26 protein-coding genes and 1 tRNA gene are annotated in these 23,978 nt (G+C 70.2%); 9 read left to right on the top strand and 18 right to left on the bottom strand.

The window, feature by feature from the left end; translation table 11 throughout:
* Nucleotides 1-436: 436 nt before the first annotated feature.
* The gene (locus ACFE76_RS06695) at nt 437-2,092 is read right to left on the bottom strand and encodes a helicase HerA-like domain-containing protein (RefSeq protein ID WP_375430958.1); all 1,656 of its coding nucleotides are present in this window, start codon (nt 2,090-2,092) and stop codon (nt 437-439) included.
* A gap of 59 nt (nt 2,093-2,151) precedes the next feature.
* Here ACFE76_RS06695 and ACFE76_RS06690 point away from each other — a divergent pair, with 59 nt between their 5' ends.
* Nucleotides 2,152-2,445, top strand: a complete 294-nt coding sequence (locus ACFE76_RS06690) for a type II toxin-antitoxin system VapB family antitoxin (protein WP_375426293.1) — start codon at nt 2,152-2,154, stop codon at nt 2,443-2,445.
* Between the two features lie 95 nt (nt 2,446-2,540).
* Nucleotides 2,541-3,074, top strand: a complete 534-nt coding sequence (locus tag ACFE76_RS06685; protein ID WP_375430957.1) for a LytR C-terminal domain-containing protein — start codon at nt 2,541-2,543, stop codon at nt 3,072-3,074.
* Here ACFE76_RS06685 and ACFE76_RS06680 read toward each other — a convergent pair.
* Nucleotides 3,061-4,587, bottom strand: a complete 1,527-nt coding sequence (locus ACFE76_RS06680) for a potassium/proton antiporter (RefSeq protein WP_375430956.1) — start codon at nt 4,585-4,587, stop codon at nt 3,061-3,063. The two genes, ACFE76_RS06685 and ACFE76_RS06680, sit on opposite strands and share 14 nt — an antisense overlap.
* A gap of 92 nt (nt 4,588-4,679) precedes the next feature.
* Between ACFE76_RS06680 and ACFE76_RS06675 the strand changes: the two genes are divergently transcribed.
* Nucleotides 4,680-4,955 (top strand): hypothetical protein, encoded by a 276-nt coding sequence (locus ACFE76_RS06675; protein WP_375430955.1) that lies wholly within the window; start codon nt 4,680-4,682, stop codon nt 4,953-4,955.
* Between the two features lie 108 nt (nt 4,956-5,063).
* Here ACFE76_RS06675 and ACFE76_RS06670 read toward each other — a convergent pair.
* The 3 genes from ACFE76_RS06670 to ACFE76_RS06660 form a co-directional block, all read right to left on the bottom strand.
* Nucleotides 5,064-5,151, bottom strand: a tRNA-Ser gene (locus ACFE76_RS06670).
* 226 nt (nt 5,152-5,377) lie between these two features.
* Entirely contained in the window at nt 5,378-5,806 is a 429-nt protein-coding gene (gene tadA, locus ACFE76_RS06665; protein ID WP_375430966.1) for a tRNA adenosine(34) deaminase TadA, read from the bottom strand.
* Between the two features lie 49 nt (nt 5,807-5,855).
* Complete coding sequence (locus ACFE76_RS06660; protein WP_375430954.1) at nt 5,856-6,473, bottom strand: tRNA adenosine deaminase-associated protein; 618 nt, start codon at nt 6,471-6,473, stop codon at nt 5,856-5,858.
* Between the two features lie 125 nt (nt 6,474-6,598).
* On the opposite strand from ACFE76_RS06660, the gene upp reads away from it, so the two are divergent.
* Nucleotides 6,599-7,261 carry a uracil phosphoribosyltransferase gene (gene upp / locus ACFE76_RS06655; protein ID WP_375430953.1) on the top strand — a complete coding sequence of 221 codons (663 nt, stop codon included), beginning with the start codon at nt 6,599-6,601 and terminating at the stop codon, nt 7,259-7,261.
* 152 nt (nt 7,262-7,413) lie between these two features.
* The gene (locus ACFE76_RS06650; protein WP_375430952.1) at nt 7,414-8,154 is read left to right on the top strand and encodes a response regulator; all 741 of its coding nucleotides are present in this window, start codon (nt 7,414-7,416) and stop codon (nt 8,152-8,154) included.
* 42 nt (nt 8,155-8,196) lie between these two features.
* Here the strand turns inward: ACFE76_RS06650 and ACFE76_RS06645 are convergent, their stop codons facing one another.
* The 9 genes from ACFE76_RS06645 to ACFE76_RS06605 form a co-directional block, all read right to left on the bottom strand.
* Entirely contained in the window at nt 8,197-9,105 is a 909-nt protein-coding gene (locus ACFE76_RS06645) for a 1,4-dihydroxy-2-naphthoyl-CoA synthase (protein WP_375430951.1), read from the bottom strand.
* A 74-nt stretch (nt 9,106-9,179) separates the two neighbouring features.
* Entirely contained in the window at nt 9,180-9,611 is a 432-nt protein-coding gene (locus ACFE76_RS06640) for a VOC family protein (RefSeq protein ID WP_375430950.1), read from the bottom strand.
* An 82-nt stretch (nt 9,612-9,693) separates the two neighbouring features.
* Nucleotides 9,694-10,584, bottom strand: a complete 891-nt coding sequence (locus ACFE76_RS06635) for a hypothetical protein (protein WP_375430949.1) — start codon at nt 10,582-10,584, stop codon at nt 9,694-9,696.
* Nucleotides 10,585-10,712: 128 nt separating this feature from the next.
* Nucleotides 10,713-11,507, bottom strand: a complete 795-nt coding sequence (locus tag ACFE76_RS06630) for a sugar phosphate isomerase/epimerase family protein (RefSeq protein WP_375430948.1) — start codon at nt 11,505-11,507, stop codon at nt 10,713-10,715.
* Nucleotides 11,504-12,622 (bottom strand): zinc-binding dehydrogenase, encoded by a 1,119-nt coding sequence (locus tag ACFE76_RS06625; RefSeq protein ID WP_375430947.1) that lies wholly within the window; start codon nt 12,620-12,622, stop codon nt 11,504-11,506. The genes ACFE76_RS06630 and ACFE76_RS06625 overlap by 4 nt, the downstream gene beginning before the upstream one ends.
* A 93-nt stretch (nt 12,623-12,715) precedes the next feature.
* Nucleotides 12,716-13,624, bottom strand: coding sequence for a carbohydrate ABC transporter permease (locus ACFE76_RS06620; protein WP_375430946.1), 909 nt, complete (start codon nt 13,622-13,624; stop codon nt 12,716-12,718).
* The gene (locus ACFE76_RS06615; protein WP_375430965.1) at nt 13,624-14,034 is read right to left on the bottom strand and encodes a carbohydrate ABC transporter permease; all 411 of its coding nucleotides are present in this window, start codon (nt 14,032-14,034) and stop codon (nt 13,624-13,626) included. The genes ACFE76_RS06620 and ACFE76_RS06615 overlap by 1 nt, the downstream gene beginning before the upstream one ends.
* Before the next feature lie 6 nt (nt 14,035-14,040).
* Nucleotides 14,041-14,514 (bottom strand): carbohydrate ABC transporter permease, encoded by a 474-nt coding sequence (locus ACFE76_RS06610; RefSeq protein ID WP_375430945.1) that lies wholly within the window; start codon nt 14,512-14,514, stop codon nt 14,041-14,043.
* Between the two features lie 31 nt (nt 14,515-14,545).
* Nucleotides 14,546-15,670 (bottom strand): ABC transporter substrate-binding protein, encoded by a 1,125-nt coding sequence (locus tag ACFE76_RS06605; protein WP_375430964.1) that lies wholly within the window; start codon nt 15,668-15,670, stop codon nt 14,546-14,548.
* 340 nt (nt 15,671-16,010) lie between these two features.
* Between ACFE76_RS06605 and ACFE76_RS06600 the strand changes: the two genes are divergently transcribed.
* A complete protein-coding gene (locus ACFE76_RS06600) occupies nt 16,011-17,201 on the top strand; it encodes a LacI family DNA-binding transcriptional regulator (RefSeq protein ID WP_375430944.1) in 1,191 nt (396 codons plus the stop codon).
* A gap of 42 nt (nt 17,202-17,243) precedes the next feature.
* On the opposite strand, the gene ACFE76_RS06595 is transcribed toward ACFE76_RS06600, so the two are convergent.
* Entirely contained in the window at nt 17,244-18,755 is a 1,512-nt protein-coding gene (locus ACFE76_RS06595) for a DHA2 family efflux MFS transporter permease subunit (RefSeq protein WP_375430943.1), read from the bottom strand.
* A gap of 195 nt (nt 18,756-18,950) precedes the next feature.
* On the opposite strand from ACFE76_RS06595, the gene ACFE76_RS06590 reads away from it, so the two are divergent.
* Nucleotides 18,951-19,373 (top strand): (deoxy)nucleoside triphosphate pyrophosphohydrolase, encoded by a 423-nt coding sequence (locus tag ACFE76_RS06590; protein ID WP_375430942.1) that lies wholly within the window; start codon nt 18,951-18,953, stop codon nt 19,371-19,373.
* A gap of 30 nt (nt 19,374-19,403) precedes the next feature.
* On the opposite strand, the gene ACFE76_RS06585 is transcribed toward ACFE76_RS06590, so the two are convergent.
* Complete coding sequence (locus ACFE76_RS06585) at nt 19,404-20,726, bottom strand: alpha-amylase family glycosyl hydrolase (protein WP_375430941.1); 1,323 nt, start codon at nt 20,724-20,726, stop codon at nt 19,404-19,406.
* 110 nt (nt 20,727-20,836) lie between these two features.
* On the opposite strand from ACFE76_RS06585, the gene ACFE76_RS06580 reads away from it, so the two are divergent.
* On the top strand, nt 20,837-21,016 hold the full coding sequence (locus ACFE76_RS06580; RefSeq protein WP_375430940.1) for a hypothetical protein: 180 nt from the start codon (nt 20,837-20,839) through the stop codon (nt 21,014-21,016).
* A gap of 176 nt (nt 21,017-21,192) precedes the next feature.
* Here ACFE76_RS06580 and ACFE76_RS06575 read toward each other — a convergent pair whose 3' ends face one another.
* Together ACFE76_RS06575 and ACFE76_RS06570 are read right to left on the bottom strand one after the other, a co-directional pair.
* Complete coding sequence (locus tag ACFE76_RS06575) at nt 21,193-22,101, bottom strand: GH25 family lysozyme (protein WP_375430939.1); 909 nt, start codon at nt 22,099-22,101, stop codon at nt 21,193-21,195.
* A 173-nt stretch (nt 22,102-22,274) separates the two neighbouring features.
* Nucleotides 22,275-22,697 (bottom strand): helix-turn-helix transcriptional regulator, encoded by a 423-nt coding sequence (locus tag ACFE76_RS06570; RefSeq protein ID WP_375430938.1) that lies wholly within the window; start codon nt 22,695-22,697, stop codon nt 22,275-22,277.
* Nucleotides 22,698-22,933: 236 nt separating this feature from the next.
* Here ACFE76_RS06570 and ACFE76_RS06565 point away from each other — a divergent pair, with 236 nt between their 5' ends.
* The gene (locus tag ACFE76_RS06565) at nt 22,934-23,965 is read left to right on the top strand and encodes a sulfate ABC transporter substrate-binding protein (protein ID WP_375430937.1); all 1,032 of its coding nucleotides are present in this window, start codon (nt 22,934-22,936) and stop codon (nt 23,963-23,965) included.
* Nucleotides 23,966-23,978: the final 13 nt, after the last annotated feature.

The raw sequence follows: 23,978 nt of genomic DNA, 5'->3' as shown, positions 1-23,978 counted from the left end.
CAGCCCCAGAGCCCGCCAACCTACACCATCGGCCGACCCTAACTGAACGGTATTGGGGCTAACCCGGACTAACCCGTCGCGGCCACCGGGCCGCCTTCCCTGCTGTTGCACCACCACAGACCCGAACGGGTCCTGATCATGAACGAGATCCGAGAGGAGGTGCCGCATCCGTGTTGAGGAACAAGATCACCAGCCCGACCATGATCAACTTCACGACCATGATCAGCTTCGCTGAGCTCCACGCTGCCGGCCCCCGTCTCGACCGGACGGCCTGAGCCCAGCGCTTCGGGTAAACCCGGCCCCCGTCGCTCCCGACCCGCATGCCGATCAGCCCGATCCGCTCGTCGAGGTCATCGGCCGGTCGGAGACGCCGGTCAGCGGCTGGATCGACGTGGCCAGGTCGTGCAGGCCTGAGCCGGTGGGCGGCCCGCCGGCCTCAGCGGCGGCGGGCCGCCCCGAACAGTCCACGGACGATTTCCCGGCCGGCGCTGCGGGCGAACTGCTTGAACACCGAGGAGCTGACGACCTCTTCGACGACGCTCTTCGGTTGGCGGCGGGACGCCGTCCGGGTACGCGGCGCGGGACGCCGTGCCCGGTCCCGTTCGACACGGTCGTCGGCGTCCCGGCGCTTCGCCTCGGCGTCGTCGCGGTCGGCGGCCTCCTTGGCCTGCTGCTCGGCCGCCGCCGTCGCGGCGCCCGCCTCGAGCTTGCGGGCGAGCATCTCCTGGGCGGAGTCCCGGTCCAGCGGCTGGCCGTAGCGACTCATCAGCGCGGACGAGGCGATACCCGGACGCAGCACGTCCTCCGGTGTGGGCGCCATCAACGACTGGGGCGCCTGCATCCGGGTCCGGGCCACCGGGGTCGGTGCGCCGTCGGGGTCCATCACCGTGACGACCGCCTCGCCGATACCGAGCTGCTGCAGGACGTCAGCCAGGTCGTAGTCCGACTTGGGGAAGGTGGCCACGGTCTGCTTCAGCGCCTTGGCGTCGTTCGGCGTGTGCGCCCGCAGCTGGTGCTGGACGCGGGAGCCGAGCTGGGCCAAGACGTCGTCGGGCACGTCCTTGGGCGTCTGGGTGACGAAGAAGATGCCGACGCCCTTGGAGCGGATCAGCCGCACGGTCTGCGCGATCGCGTCGAGGAACGCCTTGGAGGCGTCGGCGAACAGCAGGTGCGCCTCGTCGAAGAAGAAGACGAGCTTGGGGAGGTCCACGTCCCCGACCTCGGGCAGCTCGTGGAACAGGTCGGCCAGCATCCACATCAAGAAGGTGGAGAACACCGCCGGCCGGTCCTGCAGGTTCGGCAGCTCCAGCAGCGACACGACGCCTCGGCCGTCCGCCGTCGTCCGCATCAGGTCGGCCGTGTCGAACTCGGGCTCGCCGAAGAAGCTCTCCGCACCCTGGCTGGCGAGGGTGACCAGCGAGCGCAGGATCACCCCGGCCGTGGCGGCGCTGAGACCACCGATGCCCTTCAGTTCGGCCTTGCCCTCGTCGCTGGTCAGGTGCGTCAGCACCGCGCGCAGGTCGGCGAGGTCGAGCAGCGGCAGCCCCGCGGTGTCGGCGTAGTGGAAGACCAGACCGAGCGAGGACTCCTGGACGGCGTTCAGGCCGAGCACCTTCGACAGCAGCACCGGACCGAACGAGCTCATCGTGGCCCGGAGCGGGACGCCGAGGCCCTCGCCGCCCAGGGCGTAGAACTCGGTGGGACAGGCGGTCGGCTGCCAGTGCTGACCGATCTTCTGCGTCCGGGCGGTCAGCTTGTCGCTGACCTGGCCGGGGGAGGCCAGCCCGGACAGGTCGCCCTTGATGTCGGCGGCGAAGACCGGCACCCCGGCTGCGGAGATCTGTTCGGCCATCAGCTGCAAGGTCTTGGTCTTGCCCGTCCCGGTGGCCCCGGCGACCAGGCCGTGCCGGTTCAGCATCGACAGCGGGATCCGGACGACGGCCGAGGGCACCGGGGTGCCGTCCTCCATCAGCACCCCCAGCTCGATCGCCGGCTCGTCGAAGGTGTAGCCCGCCGCGATCGCGCTCGCCGCCGCCGACAGCGCCGGGGCGGGCGAGGACGGCGCAGGAGAAGCCGGGGCAAGATCGGTCATGTCCAGATCGTAACGACGGACGTCTGCGGCGACCGCCTGGTCCTGACTACAGTGGCTCCGTGATTTTCAAGCGTGTGGGGGACGTCCGCCCGTATCCCGACCACGGGTACGTGCAGAAGCAGTGGGCTGCCATCGCACCGCACCAGGTCCGGCTCGACTCCCTCGTCACGACCAAGCGGACGCTCGACCTCGAGGCGCTGCTCGAGGAGGACTCGACGTTCTACGGCGACCTCTTCGCCCACGTGGTGTCCTGGCGCGGCGACCTCTACCTCGAGGACGGCCTGCACCGGGCGCTCCGCGCGGCCCTGCAGCAGCGACAGACGATGCACGCCCGGGTGCTTGACCTGAAGTAGGTCGACCGCCCGGTAGTCTCGCGGCTAGCCAGGACGTGGACCCGGCCGCTGGAGGCCCACCGCCGAAGGCTCAGACCCCCGCACAAGGAGGAGCGTTGGTCGGTCGCATCTTCCGCGCTGTCCGCACGCCCTTCACCCTGTTGATCCTGCTCGCGATCCTGAGCTACGGCGCGTGGTGGGGCTGGACGAACGTCATCCGCACCGTCCCGCCCGCCCCGCCCACTCCGTGCGTCGACCAGCCCGTGAGCAAGGGTCAGCTGAAGTCGAGCCAGGTCACGGTGAGCGTCTACAACGGCGGCGACAAGCGCGGGCTGGCCGGTGACGTCGGCCGGTCGTTGCGCGACCGCGGCTTCAAGGTGCAGCAGACCGGCAACACCGGGGAGAAGATCCAGAAGACGGTGATCGTGGGCGCCGGGGCCAAGAACCCTGAGGTCCTGCTGGTCAAGGGCTTCTTCAAGGGTGCGGTGGTGCGCGCCGACAAGCGGCCCGACCGTACCGTCGAGGTCCTGGTCGGCAACGACTACGGCGGCTTCCGCAAGGGCGCCAAGACCACCTACACGGTCAAGGCGACGACCGTCTGCCTGCCCGCGCAGGCCACCGCCACCCCGAGCTCGGTCACCGGCGGCTGAGCGGCACCCGGCGTCCGGTCCGGCCGCCCTCGCGCCAGCCGGCCAGCCGGCCGCCGCGACCCACGACCCGGAGCCGCTCCTCGGTCCGCTCGCGGAAGTCCGACGGGGTGACCACCAGCAGCTCGTCGCCCACCCGGATCCGCTCCCGGGGAGCGGGGTTGAAGGGGGCGGCGCCGCGGATGATCAGGGTCACCACCGTGTCCGGCGGCAGCCGCAACTCCCCGATCTCGACGCCGGCGAGCCGGGAGCCTTCCGGGATCCGCACCTGGATCATGTCGGCGGAGATCCGGTCCAACGGAGCCACCTCCATCTCGACGTCGGTGGCCGCCTGGTCGTCCAGCAGCCCGAGGCGACGCGCCACGAAGGGCAGCGTCGGCCCCTGCAGGCAGGTGAAGACGACCACGAACACGAGCACGACGTCGAAGAGGAACTCGGATCCGGGGACGGCCTCGGACAGCGGGATGGTGGCCAGCACGATGGGCACCGCGCCACGCAGCCCCGCCCAGGACAGGAACCCCTGCTGGCGCAGCGGCACCCGGAACCAGACCGCCGACGCGTAGACCGCGACCGGCCGGGCGATGCAGGTCAGGAAGAGCCCGGCCAGCACCCCGACCACGGCCGCGCGCACCGTCACCCGGTCGGGGAAGGCGAGCAGTCCGAGCATCACGAACAGCCCGATCTGGGCGATCCAGCCGACCCCCTCGACGAACGAGCGGGTGGCGGTGCGGTGCGGCAGCTGGGCGTTGCCGAGCACCAGCGCGCAGGCGTAGACCGCCGCGAAGCCGCTGGTGTGGGCTACGGCTCCCACCCCGTAGGCGAAGATCGCCCAGACGATGGTCGCCAACGGGTAGAGGCCGGAGGAGGGCAGTGCGACGCGGCGCAGCAGCTGTGCTCCCACCCAGCCGAGGGCGACGCCGATTGCCAGGCCGGCGACCAGCTCGAGCAGGATCAGCCCCACGATCCCGGCGACGCCTCCTTCTGAGGGGTGTCCGAGGGCCGCGGCACTGGCGAGTCCGACGACGATGACCGTCGGAGCGTCGTTCAGCCCGGACTCGGCTTCGAGCACTCCTCGTAGCCGCTGCGGGATGGGGACGTGCCGCAGCACCGAGAAGACCGCCGCTGCGTCCGTCGGTGAGGTCACCGCCCCGAGCAGGACCGCGATCCAGAGGTCGAGGCCGAGCACGTAGTGGCCGAACAGAGTCATCAGACCCACGCTGATCCCGACTCCGACGGTGGCCAGCACGGTCGCCAGGACGGCTGAGGAGCGGATGTCGGCCCACTTGGTGGTCAGGCCACCCTCGGCCAGGATCACCACCAGCGCAGCAAAGCCGAGAGCGCGCGCCAGGTCCGCATCGCCGAAGTGGATGCCGAAGCCGGACTCGCCCAGCACCATGCCCAGGGCGAGGAAGAGCAGCAGCGAGGGCAGGCCCACCTTGGAGCCGACGCGGGCCGCCACGATAGCCACGATCACGACCACCGCGCTCACCAGCAGGATGAGGTCGAGGTCGATCATGCGCTCATTGTCCCTGACCGATGTTGCCGCGAGGAAACGTCGACCGGGTTCGCCGAGGATAGGGCGCCGGTCGAGCCTGCTCGACCCTCCGGGTGGCCGACGCGGACGACAGGTTCTTCCCCGAGGGCAGCATGCTCTTCCAGTACGAGGGCACCTTCTTGTTCGACAATGTGACAGCCGACCTGCCCAGGGGCCAGGTCATCGCCCACGGGGTGGCCATCTTCGACCGCGACTTCAACCAGCTGACCACCCAGACGTTGGCGATCGTCGGCGGGACAGACGACTACGAAGGGGCTCGTGGACAGGTCAGTCAGTCCGACCCGGACGGCACGATCCGTACGCTCACGATCAGGCTGTCGCCGCCGTGAAATCGCACGGGTCACGGTCGTGGCCGTGCTCGGGCCGGACCTGAGACGGGACCGAAAAGCCGGCCTGCACCTCCCTGGGCGCCGACCGGCGTTTCGCTTCGACCACGTTGGCGGTGGCGGAGAGATTTGAACTCTCGGAAGCTTGCGCTTCACGCGCTTTCGAGGCGCGCTCTTTAGGCCGCTCAGACACGCCACCGCCGAAGAGATTACCGAAGGTCCGCCCGATCCGACTAATCGAAGGCACCCCTCGAGGGGCCGAACAAGGCCGACTTCGAGCAGGCAACGAATCCAGCAACGCGTCCCGAGCTTGTCGAGGGCCCCGAAGGGGTTGCGACCACTCTTCCTGACAGTCAGCGCAACCTCTTCGAGGCCAACGACCAAGCTCAGGGCGCGTGTGGCTGAGCCCGCCGGCATCATCGGCGTCAGCGCCGGGCGAAGAAGTCGCGCAGCTGAGCGCCGCACTCTTCGGCCAGGATGCCGCCGCGGACGTCCACGGCGTGGTTGAGCCGGCGGTCGCGGACCACGTCGAAGAGCGAGGCCACCGCACCCGCCTTGGGGTCGTACGCACCGAAGACGAGGCGGTCGACGCGGGCCAGCACGAGGGCTCCGGCGCACATCGTGCACGGCTCGAGGGTGACGACGAGCGTGCAGCCGGTCAGCCGCCACTCCCCCCGGGCCGCCGCCCCGCGGCGCAGCACCAGGATCTCGGCGTGGGCGGTCGGGTCGCCAGTCAGCTCCCGCTCGTTCCCGGCCTCGGCCAGGACGGCCCCGTCCGGAGCGAGCAGCACCGCCCCGACCGGCACGTCGCCGTGCTGTTCGGCTCGTCGGCCCTGCTCGAGCGCCAGCCGCATCGGGTCGGCCCAGGAGAGCGTGCTCACCGCGGCGACCCGAAGGGAGGGCTCAGGAACGGAACGCGAGCTCGGCCACCCGCTGGAACTGCGGGTTGAGGTTGATCTTGCCGGCCACCTCGATCAACATCTGGTCGCTGCCGAGGTCGAGGTTGTCGATCAAGGTGCCGAGGTCGAAGTCGCTCATCCCGAGGTCGGCGAGGATGCCGAGGTCACCCATCGGCTCGGACTCGTCCTCGGGGTCGGGGATGTCCTCCCCGAGCAGGTCGGCCACGTCCCGCGCGACCGGCCAGTCCCCGGCCGCGGCCGCGTCGTTCAGCAGCACCTGCACGTGCTGACCGCGGACCCGCACGATCACGAACACCTCTTCGACCAGGCTCACGAAACCGAGAGCGCCGGCGTCACCCGGCAAGCGGCGGAGCTGGACGATCAGCTCCTCGAGGTCGTTCGCCAGGTCGGAGGCCAACGCCTGCACGAGCGGCTGGCCGTCCTCGCGGTAGGCCGCGATGACGAAGTCGATCTCGTCGTCCGCCGCGTCCTCGAGGTCGTCTTCGTCGTCGTCCTCGTCGTCCTCGTCGTCCTCGAGCGGAGCGACAGGCTGGACCACGGCCGGACCACCGGCGCCGTCCACGCCGAAGGACTCGTACTCATCGTCATCGAAGTCCGACATCCCGCCTCCTCCACGCTGCCCCGCCCCGGTGCGACCGTCGGGTCGCGGCCCCATCGTGTCAGAGTTTCCCAGCCGACACGACACCGATACCTGGACGACGCTGGACCCTGGACGAACTTCCGGAGATGACCACTAACGTGGCTCAGGTGGACCTCCGCATCGTCGACCACCCGCTCGTCGCGCACAAGCTGACCGTGCTGCGCGACCGAGCAACCGACTCCCCGACCTTCCGGCGGCTGACCGAAGAGCTGGTCACCCTGCTGGCGTACGAGGCGACGCGCGAGGTCCGGGTGACCGAGTACGCCGTGCAGACTCCGCTGGCGCCCGCGGTCGGCGTCCGGCTCTCCCAACCCCGACCACTCGTCGTGCCCATCCTCCGCGCCGGGCTGGGCATGCTGGAAGGGATGACCCGGCTGATTCCCACCGCCGAGGTCGGCTTCTTGGGCATGGTGCGCAACGAGCAGACGCTCGAGGCAGCGACCTACGCCGAGCGGCTGCCCGAGGACCTGTCGGGCCGCCAGTGCTACGTCCTGGACCCGATGCTCGCCACCGGCGGGACGCTCGCCGCAGCCGTCCAGTTCCTGGTCGGCCGCGGCGCCGACCACATCACCTGCATCTGCTTGATCGCCGCCCCCGAGGGCATCGAACGGCTGAGCGGGCTGCTCGAGGGGCTCGGCGTCCCCTGCACCCTCGTCCTGGCCGGAGTGGACGACAAGCTCAACGACGTCGGCTACATCGTGCCGGGGCTCGGGGACGCCGGCGACCGCCTCTACGGCGTTGTGGACTGAGGCCGAGCCGCACTGAGGTCGTCCATCTGGGTTGAATTGTCTTGTCAATGGACTGTAGTTCGGTGACAGCCCTGTGAGAAGATGAGCCGACAAGCCTCGGGGGAGTGCGCCGGCACGAAGGTGGGTGCCGCGCCGGGAGAATCGAGGCGAAGTTGGTCGACAACGCAGGGGCACCGCGGTCGCCGCGGATCGGTGTGTTCGTCCTGGACGACCACACCTTCGTGCACCTCGGCCTCGCGGGTCTCCTGGGCGCCACGCCGGACCTCGAGATCGTGGGCGAAGCCAGTACGGCGGCCGAGGCGCTGCGCCTGCTGCCCGGCGCCCACCCCCAGCTGGCCCTGCTGGACATCGGTCTGCCCGACGGCAACGGCATCGACGTCGGCCGCGAGATCCGCTCCCGCTATCCCCACATCACCTGTCTGATGCTGACCTCCCACGACGACGAGGAGGCCCACCTCGCCGCCGTGATGGCCGGAGCGGCGGGCTACCTGATCAAGCAGATCCAGGGTCCGACCATCGTCGAGAGCATCCGCCGCGCGGCGGCCGGTGAGTCGCTGCTCGACCCGGTCGCGACCGGGCAGCTGCTCGACCGGCTGCGCGGCATCGTCCGCACCAACCCCGCCGACGCGTCCTGGCCCCAGCCGCGCACCGAAAACCAGGGCAGCCGGCTCTCCGAGCGCGAGCAGGAGATCCTCGACCTGGCCATCGCCGGCCGGACCAACCGCGAGATCGCCGCGCAGCTCAGCATCGCCGAGGACTCCATCACCAAGCAGGTGTCGGTGATCTTCACCAAGCTCGCCCTCGAACGACGGGTGCAGGCGGCCGTCCGCGCCCACCGGTCCCGCTCGTCCAGCTATCAGCCCGGCGGCGGGGTCGATACCGCGGTCGGCTGACCGCCGGCGGTAGGCCCGTCCAGATCCGTCCGTCAGGTGCGGTCAGTAGTAGTAAGGAAAGGCCGACCAGTCCGGCTCGCGCTTCTGCAGGAAGGCGTCGCGACCTTCGGCCGCCTCGGCGGTCATGTAGGCGAGTCGGGTCGTCTCCCCCGCAAAGACCTGCTGACCGACCAGTCCGTCGTCGACCGCGTTCAGGGCGAACTTCAGCATGCGGACCGCGGTCGGGCTCTTGGCGCAGATGGTGCGAGCCCAGGCCAGCCCTGCGTCCTCCAGCTCGGCGTGCGGGACGACCCGGTTGACCATCCCCATCCGCATCGCGTCGGCCGCGTCGTGCTCGCCGCCGAGGAAGAAGATCTCGCGGGCGAACTTCTGCCCGACCTGACGGGCCAGGTAGGCCGAGCCGAAGCCGCCGTCGAAGGAGCCGACCGCGGCGTCGGTCTGCTTGAACCTGGCGTGCTCGGCGCTGGCCACGGTCAGGTCGCAGACCACGTGCAGGCTGTGCCCGCCGCCGGCCGCCCACCCGTTGACCAGGGCGATCACCACCTTCGGCATGAACCGGATCAGCCGCTGCACCTCCAGGATGTGCAGCCGGCCCATCGTCGTGGGATCAACCTCCCCAGGCGCGTCGTCATCGGCGTACGTGTAGCCGGACTTGCCGCGGATGCGCTGGTCGCCGCCGCTGCAGAAGGCCCAGCCGCCGTCCTTGGCTGAGGGACCGTTGCCGGTCAGCAGCACGGCCCCCACGTCGGAGGACCGGCGGGCGTGGTCCAGCACGCGGTAGAGCTCATCGACGGTGTGCGGTCGGAAAGCGTTGCGCACCTCCGGCCGGTCGAAGGCCACCCGGACGACCGGCGCGTCCACCGCGCGGTGGTAGGTGACGTCGGTCAGCTCGAAACCCGGGACGGGATACCAGAGGTCCGGTCGGAACGGACTGGCGTCGGTCAAGTTCACCCGCACACCGTAGGCGCTGCCCGCCCCCCACCTGGTCAGGCCGGACTGAGGGCCGAGACCTTTCCTGATCTGGCTCACTGCACGTCGAACTCGTTTCCCTCCGGATCGGTCATGGCGATCCAGTGCCCACCGGGCTCGCGCCACTCCCGGCACTCGACGGCTCCCAGCGCCACGAGGCGGTCGACCTCTCCGCGCAGCCGCTCCTTGCCGCCCGGACCCGACGACACGTTCAGGTCCACGTGCAGCCGGTTCTTGACCGCCTTGTCCTCCGGCACCCGCTGCAGCAGGATCCGCGGACCGGCACCCCGAACGGCGGTCAGGTCGCGCCAGCTCAGCCGGCCCCGGTGCACCAGCGTGTCGGACTGCTGCGCATGACCCGCCGCGAGCAACCCTTCGATCAGCCCGGCGTTGTCCTCCACCTCGGCCCCCAGGGCGGCCGCCCAGAAGTCGGCCAGCGCGTGCGGGTCCCGCGCGTCGATCACCAGCTGCCAGCTCACTGCCTCCACCGCTGTCCTCCATCCCTCGCCGGGCCTGCCTCGTGGTCAGCACGCTAGCCGGAGCCACTGACAACGGGCGGGCGGATCGAGGTCAGAGCGACGGGCGCAGCGTGGGAGGCGGTACGGGCTGGCTGCCGAGCAGGTCGGTGATCTCACGCAGACCCGACTCGAGCAGCCGCAGCTGGGCCCGGCTGTCGTCGAGCTGAGCCGCCGCGAGCTCCTGCCGCGCCGACTCCGAGACCACGTCGAGCACCCGGTCGGCGAAGGCCTCGGCTTCGGGCAGGGCTCGCGAGGTCGCCAGGACGGCCGCCAGCCGAGCGACCTCGGCGCGGTAGGCACTGAGCGCCCGCGTCCGGCGCAGCCCGTCGTCGAGGGAGGTGAGCAGGGCCCGCTCGTAGTCGGCGTAGGTCCGGCGGGCGGCCGAGCCGGGCGGTACCCGCACCGCCCGGCTGCGTACCTCGCCGAGCACGTCGGTCACCCGGTGCACGTAGTCGATGATCTCGGCCGCCTCGGCGACGGGGTCGATGGTGAGCTGGTGGTCGGCGAGCCAGGGGTCCCGCCAGGCCGGTGAGGTGTAGATCGCGTAGGCGTCGGCCAACGGGTTGATCACGGTACGGCGGTCCCGGTAGCCCACCGGCGGGGTGAGGGCTCGGATCCGGTGCGCCTCGTCGAGGATCTCCAGCTGAGCCGGCGTCGCGCCGGCGGCCCGCCAGGCCGGCAGCGCCTTGCCGAGGTGCGGGTACCGACGCCGCGGGGTCCGACCCTTGTAGCGCAGCCCGACCGCGGCGGCCACGAGCGCGGTGCCGCCGACGCCCCAGACGTCAGGTGCCGTCCCCGCGGTCGCGACGAAGAAGCCGAGCGCCCCGGCCCCGGCGGCGACGGAGGCCCGGTTCCACCAGGGCGACGGCGGTGGGGCCGCGGGCGCGCCGTTCAGCAGAGCCGGCAGCCGGCTCTCCACCGGCCCAGGGCGCCCGGCGGTCATCCCCGCTCGTCCATGTGCCGAAACTACACCGGCGCCGGTTCGGGCCAAGGCCCCTCGGCGGTGCTCGCCGAAGACCGTGCTGCGGTGTGCCGTGAGTAACCGGCACACCGCAGCACCGTCTTCGTTGGTCAGGCTCTGAGCAGCGTGGCCACCTTCGGCAGCACCTCACCGGTGGGTCCGCTGAGCCCGCACTCCATGGCCAGCCAGCCGTCGAAGTCGATCCTGTTCAGCGCCGCCAGCGTGGCCGGCCAGTCGTAGTGGCCCGCCCCGGGCTCCAGCCGGTTGCTGTCCCCCAGCTGGACGTGCCGGATGTGGGCGCCCGCCGCCATGATCGACGCCGCGCAGTCGGCTTCCTCGATCGACATGTGGTAGGTGTCCGCGATCACCGCAACGCCGGGCGAGCCGACCTCCTCGACGATCGAGACCGCGTCGGCGAGGGTGTTGACCAGGTAGTCCTCGTAGCGGTTGAGCGGCTCGAGGAAGAGCTGGGCGCCCACGGACACCGCGTGCTCGCCGAGCTCGACCAGCGCCTCCACGAGCAGCCGACGCGACTCCTCGGCGCTGCGGGGCGGGTCGAAGGGCGGCAGCTTGGTCGAGAAGACCCCGAACGCGTTCGGGCTCACGATGCCCAGCCCGCCAGCCTCGACGATGGTGCTCAGCAGCACCTTGAGGTCGGCGATCGCGGTCTGACGGCCCTCCGGGGCGAACGTGCCCAGGAAGGTCGGCGTGTGCATCACCGCCGAGCACATCACCACCCCCGCGGCCCGGGCCAGGCGTAGCTCCTCAGCCCGGGCGCCGAAGATCCCGCCGCCCTGACCGGAGAGCTCGATGCCGTCGAAGCCGCAGTCGAGGGTGAACTGGAACTTCTCCATCAGGTTCGCCCCCGGCAGGGTCGACTCCTGTGCCGCCAGCCGGACGCTCATGCGGCCGCCCCTGCAGCCGATGTCCCTGCAGCCGATGTCCCTGCAGCCGATGTCCCCGCAGCCGATGTCGCAGCAGCCTCGTCGAAGCTCAGCACGACCTGCAGGGCCTGTTCGGGGTGCTCGTCGAGCAGCCGGAACGCGGCCGGGGCCTCCGCCATCGGCATCGTGTGCGAGATCAGGTCGGTCAGCCGCAGCCGGCCCGAGACGGCCAGGTCCATCGCGGTCCGGGCGAGCCGGTAGTCGTCCCAGCGGTGCTGCAGGGCCGGCGCGACGCCCGAGATCTGTGAGCAGACGACCTGCACCCGGTTGTGGTGGAACTCCTCCCCCAGCCGCAGCCCGACCCCGTCGCCCTGCATGAAGCCGGCGGCGCAGACCCGGGAGCTGTAGGCGACCGAACGGATGGCCTCGTGCAGCGCGCGGTAGTTGCCGGTCACCTCCAGGCAGACGTCGGCACCCCGGCCGCCGGTCAGGTCGCGGATCCGTTCGGCCACCTGGCCCTCGCCCGCGTCCAGGACGACGTCGGCCCCCAGCTCGGACGCGAGTGCGCGCCGGCCGGCGATGTTGTCCACGCCGATCACCCGCGCCCCGTTCAGCCGGGCCAGCTGGGCCGCGATCTGGCCGGGGACGCCCAGTCCGAACACGGCCACCGTCTCACCGACGTGGATGTCGGCGTCCAGCACGACGTTCAGCCCGATGGCACCGATCTGGGAAAAGATGCCGACCCGGGGGTCAGCGGCCGGGTCGAGGATCCGGGCCGCCGCCTTGTCGGCCCGCTGCACCGTGTACGCGCGGTGGCCCCAGGTGCCCCAGACACGGTCGCCGACGGCCAGGCCCGCGGCCTCGGCGCCGAGCTCGGTGACCTCGCCGACCTCCTCGTAGCCCCAGCCGTCGACCGGGTAGGAAAAGCTGGTGGAGCCCTCGACGAAGAGCCGGGAGTCGTCCTCCCACTTCTTGGTCAGGTACGGGTTGCTCCCCCGGTAGGCGGTGAGCTCGGTCCCGGCCGAGATGCCGGAGTAGAGCGTGCGCAGCCGGACCTGGTCGGGCCCGAGCGGGGCCAGCGGTTCCTCGACCACCTCCGACTCGTGCGGGGAGGTGAACCTGATCACTGACGGCATGGTGGAGCTCTCTTTCGGGTGGAGTTGATCATGGTCTGGGGACGGGAAGCGCAACCTCTTCGAGGTTTTCGACAAGCTCAGGACGCGTGGTTCTCAGCCCTTGACGGCGCCGGAAATGAAGCCGGCGGTCACCTGCTTCTGCAGGACGACGAAGAGGATGATCACCGGCACGATGGTGATCAAGGTGCCGGCGGCGAGCGGGCCGATGTCGATCGAGCGGCCGCCCATGAAGTTGTAGAGACCAGCGGTCAGGGGTCGGAAGCTGCCGCCGGGCAGGTAGAGCAGCGGCACCAGGAAGTTGTTCCAGGTGCTCAGGAAGGTGAAGACGGCCAGCGCGCCGATACCGGAGGTGACCAGCGGCAGCATCACCCGGGTGAAGATGCGCCACTCCGAGCAGCCGTCGATCCGCGCCGCCTGCTCGAGCTCCTCAGGCAGGTCGGAGAAGAAGGCCCGCATGAAGAAGGTCCCGAACGAGATCCCGGTCGACGTCAGCACCAAGATCACGCCGGGCAGGGTGTCGAGCAGGCCCATCGACCGCAGCTGGAAGTAGAGCGGGATCATGTAGGTGAAGAACGGCACCAGCAGGCCCAGCACCACCAGGTAGAACAGGACCGACCGGCCCGGGAACGGCAGCCGGGCAAAGGTGTAACCGGCCATGGTCGAGATGACCAAGATCAACACCGTGCTGGGGACCGAGAGCAGGAAGCTGTTCAGCAGGTAGTCGCTGAAGTGGCCGTCGAACCACGCCGCCCGCACGCTGCTCCACGAGAACGAGGTGAACAGCCCGAACGGGTTGACCTTGACGTCGCTCTCGGTCTTGAGCGAGGTCGAGACCACGAGCAGGACCGGGATGATCGTGGTCACCGAGAGCATGATCAACACCAGGTGTCGGACCGCCAGCGTGACCCGCCGACGGCCGAACGTCCGGCTGGGCCCGGCCGGCCGGCTGGGCTCGGGCGACTTCACCGGCAGGATCGGGAGCGCAGAAGTGGTGGTGGCCATCAGGCGCCGGTCCCCTGCAGCGAGAGCCGCCGTTGCAGGCGGTTCAACGCGACCGCACACGGGACGGACAAGACGGTGATCAACAGCGCCAAGGTGGTGCCGTAGCCGATCCGGCTGAGCTGGAAGGCGTTGGTGTAGGCGTACGTGCCGATCACGTCGGTCGCCCCCGCCGGACCGCCGCCGGTCATGATGAAGATGATGTCGAAGACGCTGAACCCGCCCACCAGCGTCAGGGTCAGCACCATCAGGAACACCGGCATGATCTGCGGCAGGATGATGTACCAGAGTCGCGCCAGCCCGACCGCGCCGTCGATCCGGCTGGCGTCGACCAGCTCGACGTCGACGTTGCGGAGCGCGGAGATGAAGATCACCACGGCAAAGCCGGTCCCGCCCCAGACGGCGGTGACCAGGATCGCTTACAGCGCCGTCTTCGGGTCACCGAGCCAGCCGCGCTCCAGCGCGGACAGCCCGACCGCCCCGAGGGCCTTGTTCAACAGGCCCTGGACCGGGTCGTAGATCCAGCCCCAGACGATGCCGATCGCCACCCCCGGCAGGACGTACGGCAGGAAGAAGCACAGCCGGTAGATCAGGCTGCCGCGCCCGACGCCCCACAGCAGCAGGGCGATGGCCAGACCGAGGACCAGAGGTGCCGCCGTCCCGAGCACGATCCAGACGGCGTTGTTCTGCAGGGCGTGCCAGACCAGGTCGTCGGTGAACATCTCCTTGAAGTTGGCCAGACCGACGAACGGGGGGTTGGTGCTGAGCCCGTCGAAGTCGACGACGGAGTAGACCAGCGAGTTCCCCAGCGGCAGCAGGAAGAACAGCACCATCATCACCGTCACCGGGACGACCAGGAGGACGCCCAGTCGCTGCTGCGCCCGGCGGGTCACCCGTGGTGCGTGGCTGAGGACAGCGGCCACGTCAGGCCGTCGGCTTCTTGAAGTTCTTCTGCAGCTGCTCGGCGACCTTGTCGGGGGTGCTCTGACCGCTCAGGATGCCCTGGATGCCCTTGCCCATGGCGTTGTTGAAGGTGTCGTTGGTCAGCACGTCGATGTTGTAGCCGAAGTCCCCGGTGCCGTCGGCGATCTTGCCGGTGTCGTCGAGGATCTGGGTGAACAGCGGCGTGGCCTTGATGCCTGAGGTGTCCACCGGGAAGGCCGGGATGTCCTGCAGCGTCTCGACCGCCCAGCGGCCGTGCTCGGGACTGATCTGGTAGTTGAGGAACTTCTCCGACGCCTCGATCTTCTTGCTGCTGGCGGAGATGAAGGTGCCCGAGCCGAGTCCGCCGCTGAAGATGCCCTTGCTGGCCGAAGCGGGGAAGGGGATGAATCCCACCTTGAACTTGGCGTTCCGCTCGATGTCCTGGGCGAGCCAGCTGCCGGTCGGGGCGATCGCGGCCTTGCCGGAGTAGAACAGTGCGTTCGCGTTGTCGTAGGTGACCGCGGTGGGTGAGGGGGTGAGCAGCTTCTGCTTGCTCATCTCGTCCCAGATCGAGAGCGCCTTGACCACGGTCGGGTCGTTCCAGGGCGTCTCGCCGGCGATCAGCTTGTCCATGCCGGTGCTGCCGACCTCGCTGGACAGAGCCATGCTCAGCAGGTGGCCGCCCTGCCAGCCCTCTTTGTCGCTGACCCCCATCGGGATGTAGCCCGCGTCCTTGATCTTGGTGGCGGCCGCCATCAGGTCGTCGACGCTCTGCGGCTCGGCTAGACCCAGCTTGGCGAAGATGTCCTTGTTGTAGAACAGGCCGACCTCCTCCAGCTGGCTGGGGATGCCGACGAGCTTGCCGCCGAAGGTCACCCGCTGCTTGGCGAAGTCGTACACCGGCCAGTTGTTCTTCGCGTACGCGTCCGTCAGGTCGTGCACCAGGCCGGCCTTGGCCAGCGCGCCGGCGAAGCCGGGACCGGTGTCGTAGCCGAAGACGTCGGGTCCGTTGCCCGAGCGCAGCTGGGTCTGCAGGATCGTCTTGACGTTCTCGCTCGGCACCACGTCGAGCTTGACGGTGACCCCGCCGCTCGTCTCCTCGAACTTCTTGAGGTCGGCCTTGATGTTGTCGAGGTCCTTGGGGCTCTCGGGCTGGCCGATCAGGTACCGGATCTCGACCGGTCCGCTGGAGACCTGCGGGGCCGGTCGACTGCTCAGCCGTCGGTGAGCCGCCGAAGCAGGCCGTCAGGCTCAGCGCGAGCGCTGAGGAGGCGAGCAGGACCAGGGGTTTACGAGCGTCCACGTGACTTCCTTGTCGATGGGAGTGGTCGTGCGGCGGGCCGGCGACACAGCCGCAACCGACCGGCCGGCTCCGTCGCCGTTGATTATCACGTTGAAACTTCTTACGTGAGAAAACCATCGCGGACGTCTGTCGCCTTGTCAAGGTTTCCGGTAGAAACGAGGCATGACCTCTTTCCCCACGACTCGCGCGACCCCTCCCGCGGCCGGGTCGGGGGGCGGAGGCGTCCAACCGGCCAGCCTCACGGCAACCGGAGTCACGGCAACCGGAGTCACGGCAACCGGAGTCACGACAGCAGGAGTCACGACAGCGGAAGCCAAGGCGGCAGGGATCAAGGCGGCCGGGATCAAGGCGGCGGGCATCAAGGACGTGGCGGCGCTGGCCGGCGTCTCGCCGAAGACGGTCACCAACGTGGTGCACGAGCGGCCGTACGTGAAGCAGACGACCCGGGCCCGGGTGCTGGCGGCGATCGAGGACCTCGACTATCGGCCGTCCCGTGCGGGTCGCCAGCTGCAGAGCGGCCGGAGCCACCTGATCACCCTGGTGGTGCCGCGGATCGACGAGCCTTACCTGGCCTCGCTCGCCCACGCCCTGATCGCCGCGGCGTCCGCGTCCGGCTATCGGTTGCTGATCGATGAGACCGGTGGTCGGCCCGAGCAGGAGCACCAGGCGGCGTCCGGCTATCCGGGCCACGGGATCGACGGGGTGATCATCAGCCCCTTCGCCCTGAAGCCCGACCAGCTGGCGGCGCGGAGCCGGGACGTGCCGCTGGTGCTGCTCGGCCAGTTCCTGCCCGGAAGCACCGCCGACTACGTCGCCATCGACGACCGGGGCTCGGCCGCCGACGCCGTCGCACACCTCGTGGACCGGGGACGACGCCGGTTGGGCTACCTCGGCGCCGAACCCGGCCGGCCGGGCGCGCTGGGGGAGGTGCGGCTGGCCGGCTACCGGCGGGCCCTGGGCGAGCACGGCCTCCTCGAGCCGGACGGCGGGGTCGGACCAGGGCTCAACTTCGACCGCGACTCCGGCGAACGTGGCGCCGCCGAGATGCTGGTGCGGGTCCCGGACCTGGACGGTCTGGTGTGCGCGAGCGACCTGATGGCCATCGGAGCGGTCCGGGCGCTGCAGCGGCTCGGCCGGCGGGTGCCCGAGGACGTCGCCGTGCTCGGCTGGGACGACATCGCCGAAGACCAGTACGTGACGCCCACCTTGACCACGATCGCCTCCGACCTGCCGGCCCTGGGCCAGCAGACGATGGCCGCCCTGATCCGCCGGATCGAGGGCGACCGCTCACCCGGCCGGGCCTACGTCGTCCCTCACCGGCTCGTCGCCCGTGCGTCCACCGGCGGCTCCTGAGCCTCGGCAGGACCTCGAAAGGTGGTGTCAAACGCCACCCTCCTAGCGCAGCTCGGCCTGGACCTCGAGCTCGGCTCCGGACTCCGGCTCAGCGGCACCGGACTCAGGTGCGGTGGAGGTGAGGAAGAGCGCACAGATCACCGCGCCGACACCGACCACGGCCGCCACCGCGAAGGCCCGTTGCAGCCCCTCGCCCGAGGCCAGCAGCGCGGGCGTGCCGCTGCCGGCGAGCGTGGCCGCCCGGCCGGCGTAGATGCCGACCAGCAACGCCGTACCGGCCGCCCCCGCGACCTGCTGCAGCGTGGAGAGGATCGCGCTGCCGTGGGAGTAGAGAGACGGCGGCAGCGGGTTCAGCGCGGTGGTGAAGGCCGGGGTGAACAGACAGGCGAGCCCGAGCGACAGCACCAGGTGGTAGGCGACCAGCAGCCAGGCCGGCGTTGCGGGATCGACGGTGCTGAGCCGCCACAGCGTCACGACCAGCAGGACCGAGCCGAAGGTGGACAGCCCCTTGGGCCCGTAGCGGTCGAAGAGCCGACCGACGACCGGTCCCATCAGACCCATCAGCAGGCCGCCCGGCAGCAGCAGCAGACCGGTCTGCAGCGAGTCGAAGCCGCGGACGGTCTGCAGGTAGATCGGCAGCAGGATGAGGACGCCGAACAGCGCGACCATCGCGATGCAGAGCATCGTCAGGCTGACGCTGAACATCGGGTAGCGAAAGGCGCGCAGGTCGAGCAGCGGGTCACCCGAGCCGTGGGCCAGCCGCTGCTGGCGCCAGCCGAAGGCCACCAGCCCGACCACGCCGATCGCGAGGAAGACCAGAGCGGTGCGGTAGCCGTCGGTGGCGGCTTCGCCGAGCCGGCTCAGCCCGTACACCAGACCGCCGAACGCGGGCACCGACAACAGCACCGAGATGACGTCGAGACGCTGGTGCCCGGCGGCGTTCACCGTGCCGAGCTGGCGCGAACCGAGCACCAGGGCGGCGAGGGCGATCGGCAGCACGATCACGAACATGAAGCGCCACGACAGGTACTGCAGGATGACGCCGGAGACGGTCGGTCCGATGGCCGGCGCCACCGAGATGGCGATGCTGACGTTGCCCATCACGACGCCGCGGCGCTCGATCGGCACCAGGGTCAAGATGGTGGTGATCAACAGCGGCAGCATGATCGCCGTTCCCGAGGCCTGCACCACCCGCGCCACCAGCAGCATCCAGAAGCCGTTCGCCAGCGCCGCGACCAGGGTGCCGGTCGAGAACAGGCTCATGGCCAGCAGGAAGACCGTCCGGGTCGGCAGCCGCTGCAGCAGGAAGCCGGTCGTCGGGATGACGACGCCCATCGTGAGCAGGAAGGCCGTGGACAGCCACTGCACGGTCGACGCGGCGACCCCGAGGTCGCTCATCAGGTGCGGCAGGGCGACGCCCATGATCGTCTCGTTCAAGATCACGACGAAGGTGGCGACCAGCAGGGTCATGATCACCCGGGTGTCGCTGGCTCCGGACCGCACCGTCGGCTCGGTGGTCGCGGTGGCCGACCCGTCTCTGTCCGTGGCGGTCATGCCACCGTCCTTCGCGTCGTGGTTCTTGGTCGTCCGGCGCCGGTGCCGTGCCTGTGCCCGAGGCAGACCTCGCCGGGCCGCAGAACTCATCGGACCGTAGGAGGCGTACGCCGGGCGGGCAACGGGTTTTCGCGCCATCGACGCGAGCAACACCGGTCGTCGGCGTTCTGTTCCGCGCCCGACTACGGTGAGCCGGTGGATGGACGGCAGCTGGTGGTCGGCGCGGTGATCGTGGACCGCCTCGACCGCCCGACCGAGATTCTCGCGGCACGACGGACCCGGCCGCTGGCGCTCGCCGGTCAGTGGGAGCTGCCCGGCGGCAAGGTCGAGCCGGGTGAGGCGCCGCTGGAGGCGCTGCACCGCGAGATCGACGAGGAGCTGGGGGTCCGCATCCGCTGCGGCGACGAGCTGCGGCCAGCCGTTGGCACGGCCTGGCCGCTGACGGCGGGCCTGGAGATGCGGGTGTGGTGGTGCGAGATCACCGACGGCGACCCGCAGCTCAGCGACGCCCACGACGAGCTGCGCTGGCTCACCGCCGCCACCTGCGACGACCCGCCCTGGCTCGCCCCGGACCGACCGCTGCTGGCCCGCATCCGCCCGGCCCTGCATCCCGCCTGAGGGCCGGTCGGTACGTCGCGCCGGCTAACGTCAGGGCTGCAGCACGGCCCAGGAGTGCGGGGCGACCGACTGGTCCTGGACGGGAGCGCCGGCATCCACGACCTCGCCGGCCCGCGGCAGCCGGAACGGGGTGTCGGCCAGGTTGAGCCCCAGGGTGAGCTCTTCGCCGTCCGGTCCGACCGCCTCGACCACCAGGTGCTCGTTCGCGACGTCAGTGGTGTGGATCACCGCCCGGGTCAGCCAGGGATAGCGGCGGCGCAGGCTGATCATCCGCTGGTAGACCGACCAGATGGCGTCATCAGTACCGGGCAGCTGGTGCGGCGCCGCCGGCATCTCCGGCCGGATGGCGTCGTCGCCGCCGAACCGTTCCTCCTTGGTGGCCCGCAGCCCGTACTCGTCGCCGTAGTAGATGCTCGGCACTCCGGGCAGGAAGAGCAGCAGTGCGACCGCGTGCGGGACGTGCCGTGGGTCGGCGATCTGGCTGGCCACCCGGGTGACGTCGTGGTTGCCGAGGAAGGTGAGCGGGTCGAGAGCGGCCACCAGGTCGCGGTGCCGGCCCAGCGTCCAGTCCAGCTCCCAGAAGTTCTCCTCGGTGAGGGAGGACCAGATCGCCTTCCAGAGCTCGTACTGGGTGACCGAGTCCAGGCCCGAGGCGGCGACGTAGTCGTCGTACGGCCCGTGGATCATCTCGCCCACGAACCACGCCTCCGGGAACCGCTCGCGGACCCGCGGCACCACGGCGGCCCAGAACTCCGGCGGCACGGCGAACGCCGCGTCCAGCCGCCAGCCGTCGGCCCCCCGCTCGAGCCAGGAGATCATCACCTCGGCCACGAAGTCCTGCACCTCGACCGCTCCGTGGTTGAGCGCGACCAGCGCGTCGTGGCCCTCGAAGAAGACCGGCCAGCCGTCGCTCCAGTGGATCCAGCGACCCGCTTCGGAGTCCGCGCCGCCCGCCAGCGCGTCCCGGACGGGCGGGAAGTCGCGGCCAGCGTGGTTGAACACGCCATCGAGCAGGATCCGGATGCCGCGCTCCCGGCAGGCGGCGACCAGGGCGTCGAAGTCGCCGTCGTCGCCCAGCCGGGGGTCGATCGCCAGGTAGTCGGTGGTGTCGTAGCCGTGCGTCCGCGACGCGAAGACCGGTCCGAGCGCGAGCCCGTTGCAACCGAGCGCGACGAGGTGGTCGAGCCAGCCGTGCAACCGGTGGAGCTGGTGCGGCTCCGGTTGCGCGGTCGCCAGCTCGGGCCCGGCGCCCACGAAGCCGAGCGGATAGACGTGCCACCAGATGACGTGCTCGACCCAGCTGCTCACGTGTCCGCCCTCCTCGCCGGCCGGTGCTGACCGGTGACTCAGCATGGCAGGCCCCGGGCGCGTCTCCCCACCCCTGGCCGTCGCGCAGCCGATCGGGGTGGGAAGCCGTGCCCTACGCTGGGACCTCTACGCGACCATCCCGCACAGGAGCCACGATGTCGATCTCCCCCGCACCCACCGACGACGGCCTGCCCGAGGGCGAGACGCCCGGGACCGGGACGCTTCCCGACGGCAAGGAGTTCGGCAGCCTGTCGATCGAGGACGACCCGGAAGGCACCGTCGACCCGGGTGAGCTCGCCGGCGGCGCCAGCGAAGAGGACCAGGACGTCCGCTAGCCCTACGCGCCCTGAGCTTGTCGAAGGACTCGAAGAGGTTGCGCTAATAGCGTGAGGAAGAGCTGGCGCAACCCCTTCGGGGCCCTCGACAAGCTCGGGACGCGGGTACTGGGCTTTCTGCACCCAGGACACGCTCGGGCGCATCACTGGGTTCTCGGCCCCCCGGGCAAGGTTGGTCAGCCCGGGTCCGTGGCGAGGACGACGAGCCGGGCGTACTTGGCGCTGAACTGGTTCTGGTCGAGCGGGGTCGAGGTGAACTGCCAGAAGGTCGCCCACTGCCAGCTGCCGGGCAGCTTGCCGGGGTCCTTGGTGCCGTAGCGGGCGAGCCAGAGCGGGTTGGTCGAGCTGAACTTCGTGGTGTTGCCCGTGCAGCGGGTCCACCAGTCGGTGGTGGTGTAGATGACTGCGTCGCGGGTGGTGAGGCGCTTGTACTCGACCACGAAGCTGTTCACCCACGCGACCATCTTCTTCTTGCTGAGGCCGTAGCAGGTCTTGCCGTACGGGTTGTACTCGATGTCCAGGACGCCCGGCAGTGTCTGCCCGTCGGCGGTCCAGGCGCCGCCGTGCTTGACGAAGTAGGCCGCCTGCTTCTTCCCGCTGCTGCCCGACGGGCTCGCGAAGTGGTAGGCCCCCCGGATCAGCCCCGAACCGGCGGCACCGTCGTACTGGCCGCGGAAGTACGGGTTGCGGTAGGTGGTGCCCTCGGTGGCCTTGACGTAGGCGAACTGCTTGCGCGCCTTGGCGTGCTTGGCCCAGCTGACCTTGCCCTGGTGGCTGGACACGTCGATCCCCAGCACCCCGGAGGGGACGAACTTCTTGGCCGCAGCCACGCCGCCCGAACCGGCGGTGACCCGCTGGCTGATCAGCGCTGAACGCCAGCCCATCGGGGCGTTCCCCGGCTCGACACCGGCCCTCAGCGCCGCGCGCGTGGGGGTGGGGAGCTGCGAGGCGGTCGTCGTGGCCGGTACCGGTACCGGTGCGGCTGGCGCCGCGGCGGCCGGCACGTGGGACAGGCCGGCCAGACCGGCGGCTGCCGCGAAGGCGACGGCAGCGATCCGTCGAGAGGGGTGGCGGAGCAGCGACATGGCGGTCCTTCGGGGAAGGGGGATCGGGCGCGACATCTCGCCGCAGCACCTGCTGCGCCGGCCCCTCGAAGACGTCGAGACGGCAGCCTAGATATCAGGGTGCCCGGTTGGGAAGAGGTCGGAAGTGGGGCTTGAGAGTTGCCACGAGCGGACCCGGGAGGGCCGCCCCGCCCTCAGGCGGCCGACGCCTCGGCCCAGGGACGCCGGAGCGTCGCGCCCGGAGCCTCGCCGTAGGCCGCCCGGTACTCGGCGGAGAAACGGCTGCGGTTGGTGAAACCCCAGCGGTGCGCGACCGCGAAGACGGTGTCCGTCCGCGGGTCGCCGGCCAGCAGGTCCTGCCGGGCACGGGCCAGCCGGACCGCTCGTACGTACGCCCAGGGCGTGGTGTCGGCGCCGCGGCGGAACGCCAGCTGCAGGGCCCGAGGCCCGCGGTGGCAGGCGGCCGCGATGTCGGCGATCCCGATCGGGCGGTGGGCGTTCTGCTCGATGAACAGCACCGCCTGGCGCAGCACCACGGCCTGGGTCCCGTACGGGTCGTCCAGCCAGACGGGTGTCGTTGAACGGTCAGTGAGGTGCTCGGCCACGTTGTTCGTCATCGTCGCTCCAGGAGGCTTCACGGAGGACGGCCGACTTTTTGACCGCGGTCGACACCATCGCGTCGACCTGTGACGTGCAATCTACAAGGTTGTGGGACCGAAAGCACCAAGACCGTCACGATTTCTTGTTTTGAGACGTCTGTCCACTGATTGAGACCGACTGGACCCTCCCATCGCGAGGGCCGAAGATTTCTGTCAGTTTCCCGAGTCGTCGGGTAGGGATAGGGGAGTTGGACATGAGCGGTCGCTTCGGACGACAGGCCTGGGCACGACCCGCGGCGGCAGCCGCGGTGGCGATGAGCTTGCTGCTCGCCGCCTGCGGCGGAGGTGAGGCTGCGGCCCCGGGCAGCGAGCTCTCCCTGGTCGCGTTCTCCGTGCCCAAGCCGGCTTATGACGACCTGCAGAAGGACTTCGCCGACAGCGCCGACGGGAAGGACGTGAAGTGGAAGTCCTCCTACGGCGCCAGCGGCGACCAGGCTCGCGCCGTCATCTCCGGCCTGCCCGCGGACTACGTCGGCTTCTCGTTGAGCACCGACATGACCAAGCTGGTCGACGCCGGCCTGGTGGCCAAGGACTGGGACGCCAACGCGAGCAAGGGCATCGTCAGCACCTCCGTCGTCACGATCGTGGTCCGCAAGGGCAACCCGCTGGGCATCAAGGGCTGGGCGGACCTGATCAAGCCGGGCGTCAAGATCGTCACCCCCAACCCGGGGTCGTCCGGCTCGGCGCGCTGGAACGTCTTGGCCGCGTGGTCGCAGATCACCGCCAATGGCGGCAGCGAGGCTGAGGCCAAGGACTACCTGACCAAGTACTACGCGAACGTCGTCAGCCTGCCGGCCAGCGGTCGTGAGGCCACCAGCGCTTTCACGAGTGGGACCGGTGACGTCCTGATCTCCTACGAGAACGAGGCCATCGCGGCCCGGCAGAGCGGGGCCGACGTCGACTACGTCATCCCGGACACCACGCTGAAGATCGAGAACCCGGGTGCGGTGACCGTCAAGGCACCCGAGACGGCCAAGAAGTTCCTGGCCTACGTGGAGTCCGACGCGGGTCAGAAGGTCTTTGCCAGCCACGGCTTCCGGCCGCTGAACGCCTCCGTCGACCCCGGCCAGGTCGAGGGCGCGAACGACCCGGCCGCCCCGTTCCCGACGGTCAAGAAGCTCGTCACGATTGAGGACCTCGGCGGCTGGCCGGCGGCCGCCAAGAAGTTCTTCGACGAGGACAACGGCATCGTGACCCAGATCCAGGACGCGAGCGGCGTCTCGTGAGCGCCCGAGAGAA

The sequence above is a fragment of the uncultured Friedmanniella sp. genome (assembly GCF_964244005.1).
GTDB lineage: Bacteria > Actinomycetota > Actinomycetes > Propionibacteriales > Propionibacteriaceae > Microlunatus.
This window is presented reverse-complemented; position numbering and strand designations above follow the sequence as displayed.

What these genes read in the sequence shown, in the direction of transcription:
- ACFE76_RS06695 (WP_375430958.1), bottom strand. Translation starts at nt 2,092, where the DNA reads ATGACCGATCTTGCCCCGGCTTCTCCTGCGCCGTCCTCGCCCGCCCCG.
- ACFE76_RS06680 (WP_375430956.1), bottom strand. Translation starts at nt 4,587, where the DNA reads ATGATCGACCTCGACCTCATCCTGCTGGTGAGCGCGGTGGTCGTGATC.
- tadA (WP_375430966.1), bottom strand. Translation starts at nt 5,806, where the DNA reads ATGCGGCTGGCGCTCGAGCAGGGCCGACGAGCCGAACAGCACGGCGAC.
- ACFE76_RS06660 (WP_375430954.1), bottom strand. Translation starts at nt 6,473, where the DNA reads ATGTCGGACTTCGATGACGATGAGTACGAGTCCTTCGGCGTGGACGGC.
- upp (WP_375430953.1), top strand. Translation starts at nt 6,599, where the DNA reads ATGACCACTAACGTGGCTCAGGTGGACCTCCGCATCGTCGACCACCCG.
- ACFE76_RS06635 (WP_375430949.1), bottom strand. Translation starts at nt 10,584, where the DNA reads ATGACCGCCGGGCGCCCTGGGCCGGTGGAGAGCCGGCTGCCGGCTCTG.
- ACFE76_RS06630 (WP_375430948.1), bottom strand. Translation starts at nt 11,507, where the DNA reads ATGAGCGTCCGGCTGGCGGCACAGGAGTCGACCCTGCCGGGGGCGAAC.
- ACFE76_RS06625 (WP_375430947.1), bottom strand. Translation starts at nt 12,622, where the DNA reads ATGCCGTCAGTGATCAGGTTCACCTCCCCGCACGAGTCGGAGGTGGTC.
- ACFE76_RS06620 (WP_375430946.1), bottom strand. Translation starts at nt 13,624, where the DNA reads ATGGCCACCACCACTTCTGCGCTCCCGATCCTGCCGGTGAAGTCGCCC.
- ACFE76_RS06600 (WP_375430944.1), top strand. Translation starts at nt 16,011, where the DNA reads ATGACCTCTTTCCCCACGACTCGCGCGACCCCTCCCGCGGCCGGGTCG.
- ACFE76_RS06595 (WP_375430943.1), bottom strand. Translation starts at nt 18,755, where the DNA reads ATGACCGCCACGGACAGAGACGGGTCGGCCACCGCGACCACCGAGCCG.
- ACFE76_RS06585 (WP_375430941.1), bottom strand. Translation starts at nt 20,726, where the DNA reads ATGCTGAGTCACCGGTCAGCACCGGCCGGCGAGGAGGGCGGACACGTG.
- ACFE76_RS06580 (WP_375430940.1), top strand. Translation starts at nt 20,837, where the DNA reads ATGTCGATCTCCCCCGCACCCACCGACGACGGCCTGCCCGAGGGCGAG.
- ACFE76_RS06575 (WP_375430939.1), bottom strand. Translation starts at nt 22,101, where the DNA reads ATGTCGCTGCTCCGCCACCCCTCTCGACGGATCGCTGCCGTCGCCTTC.
- ACFE76_RS06570 (WP_375430938.1), bottom strand. Translation starts at nt 22,697, where the DNA reads ATGACGAACAACGTGGCCGAGCACCTCACTGACCGTTCAACGACACCC.
- ACFE76_RS06565 (WP_375430937.1), top strand. Translation starts at nt 22,934, where the DNA reads ATGAGCGGTCGCTTCGGACGACAGGCCTGGGCACGACCCGCGGCGGCA.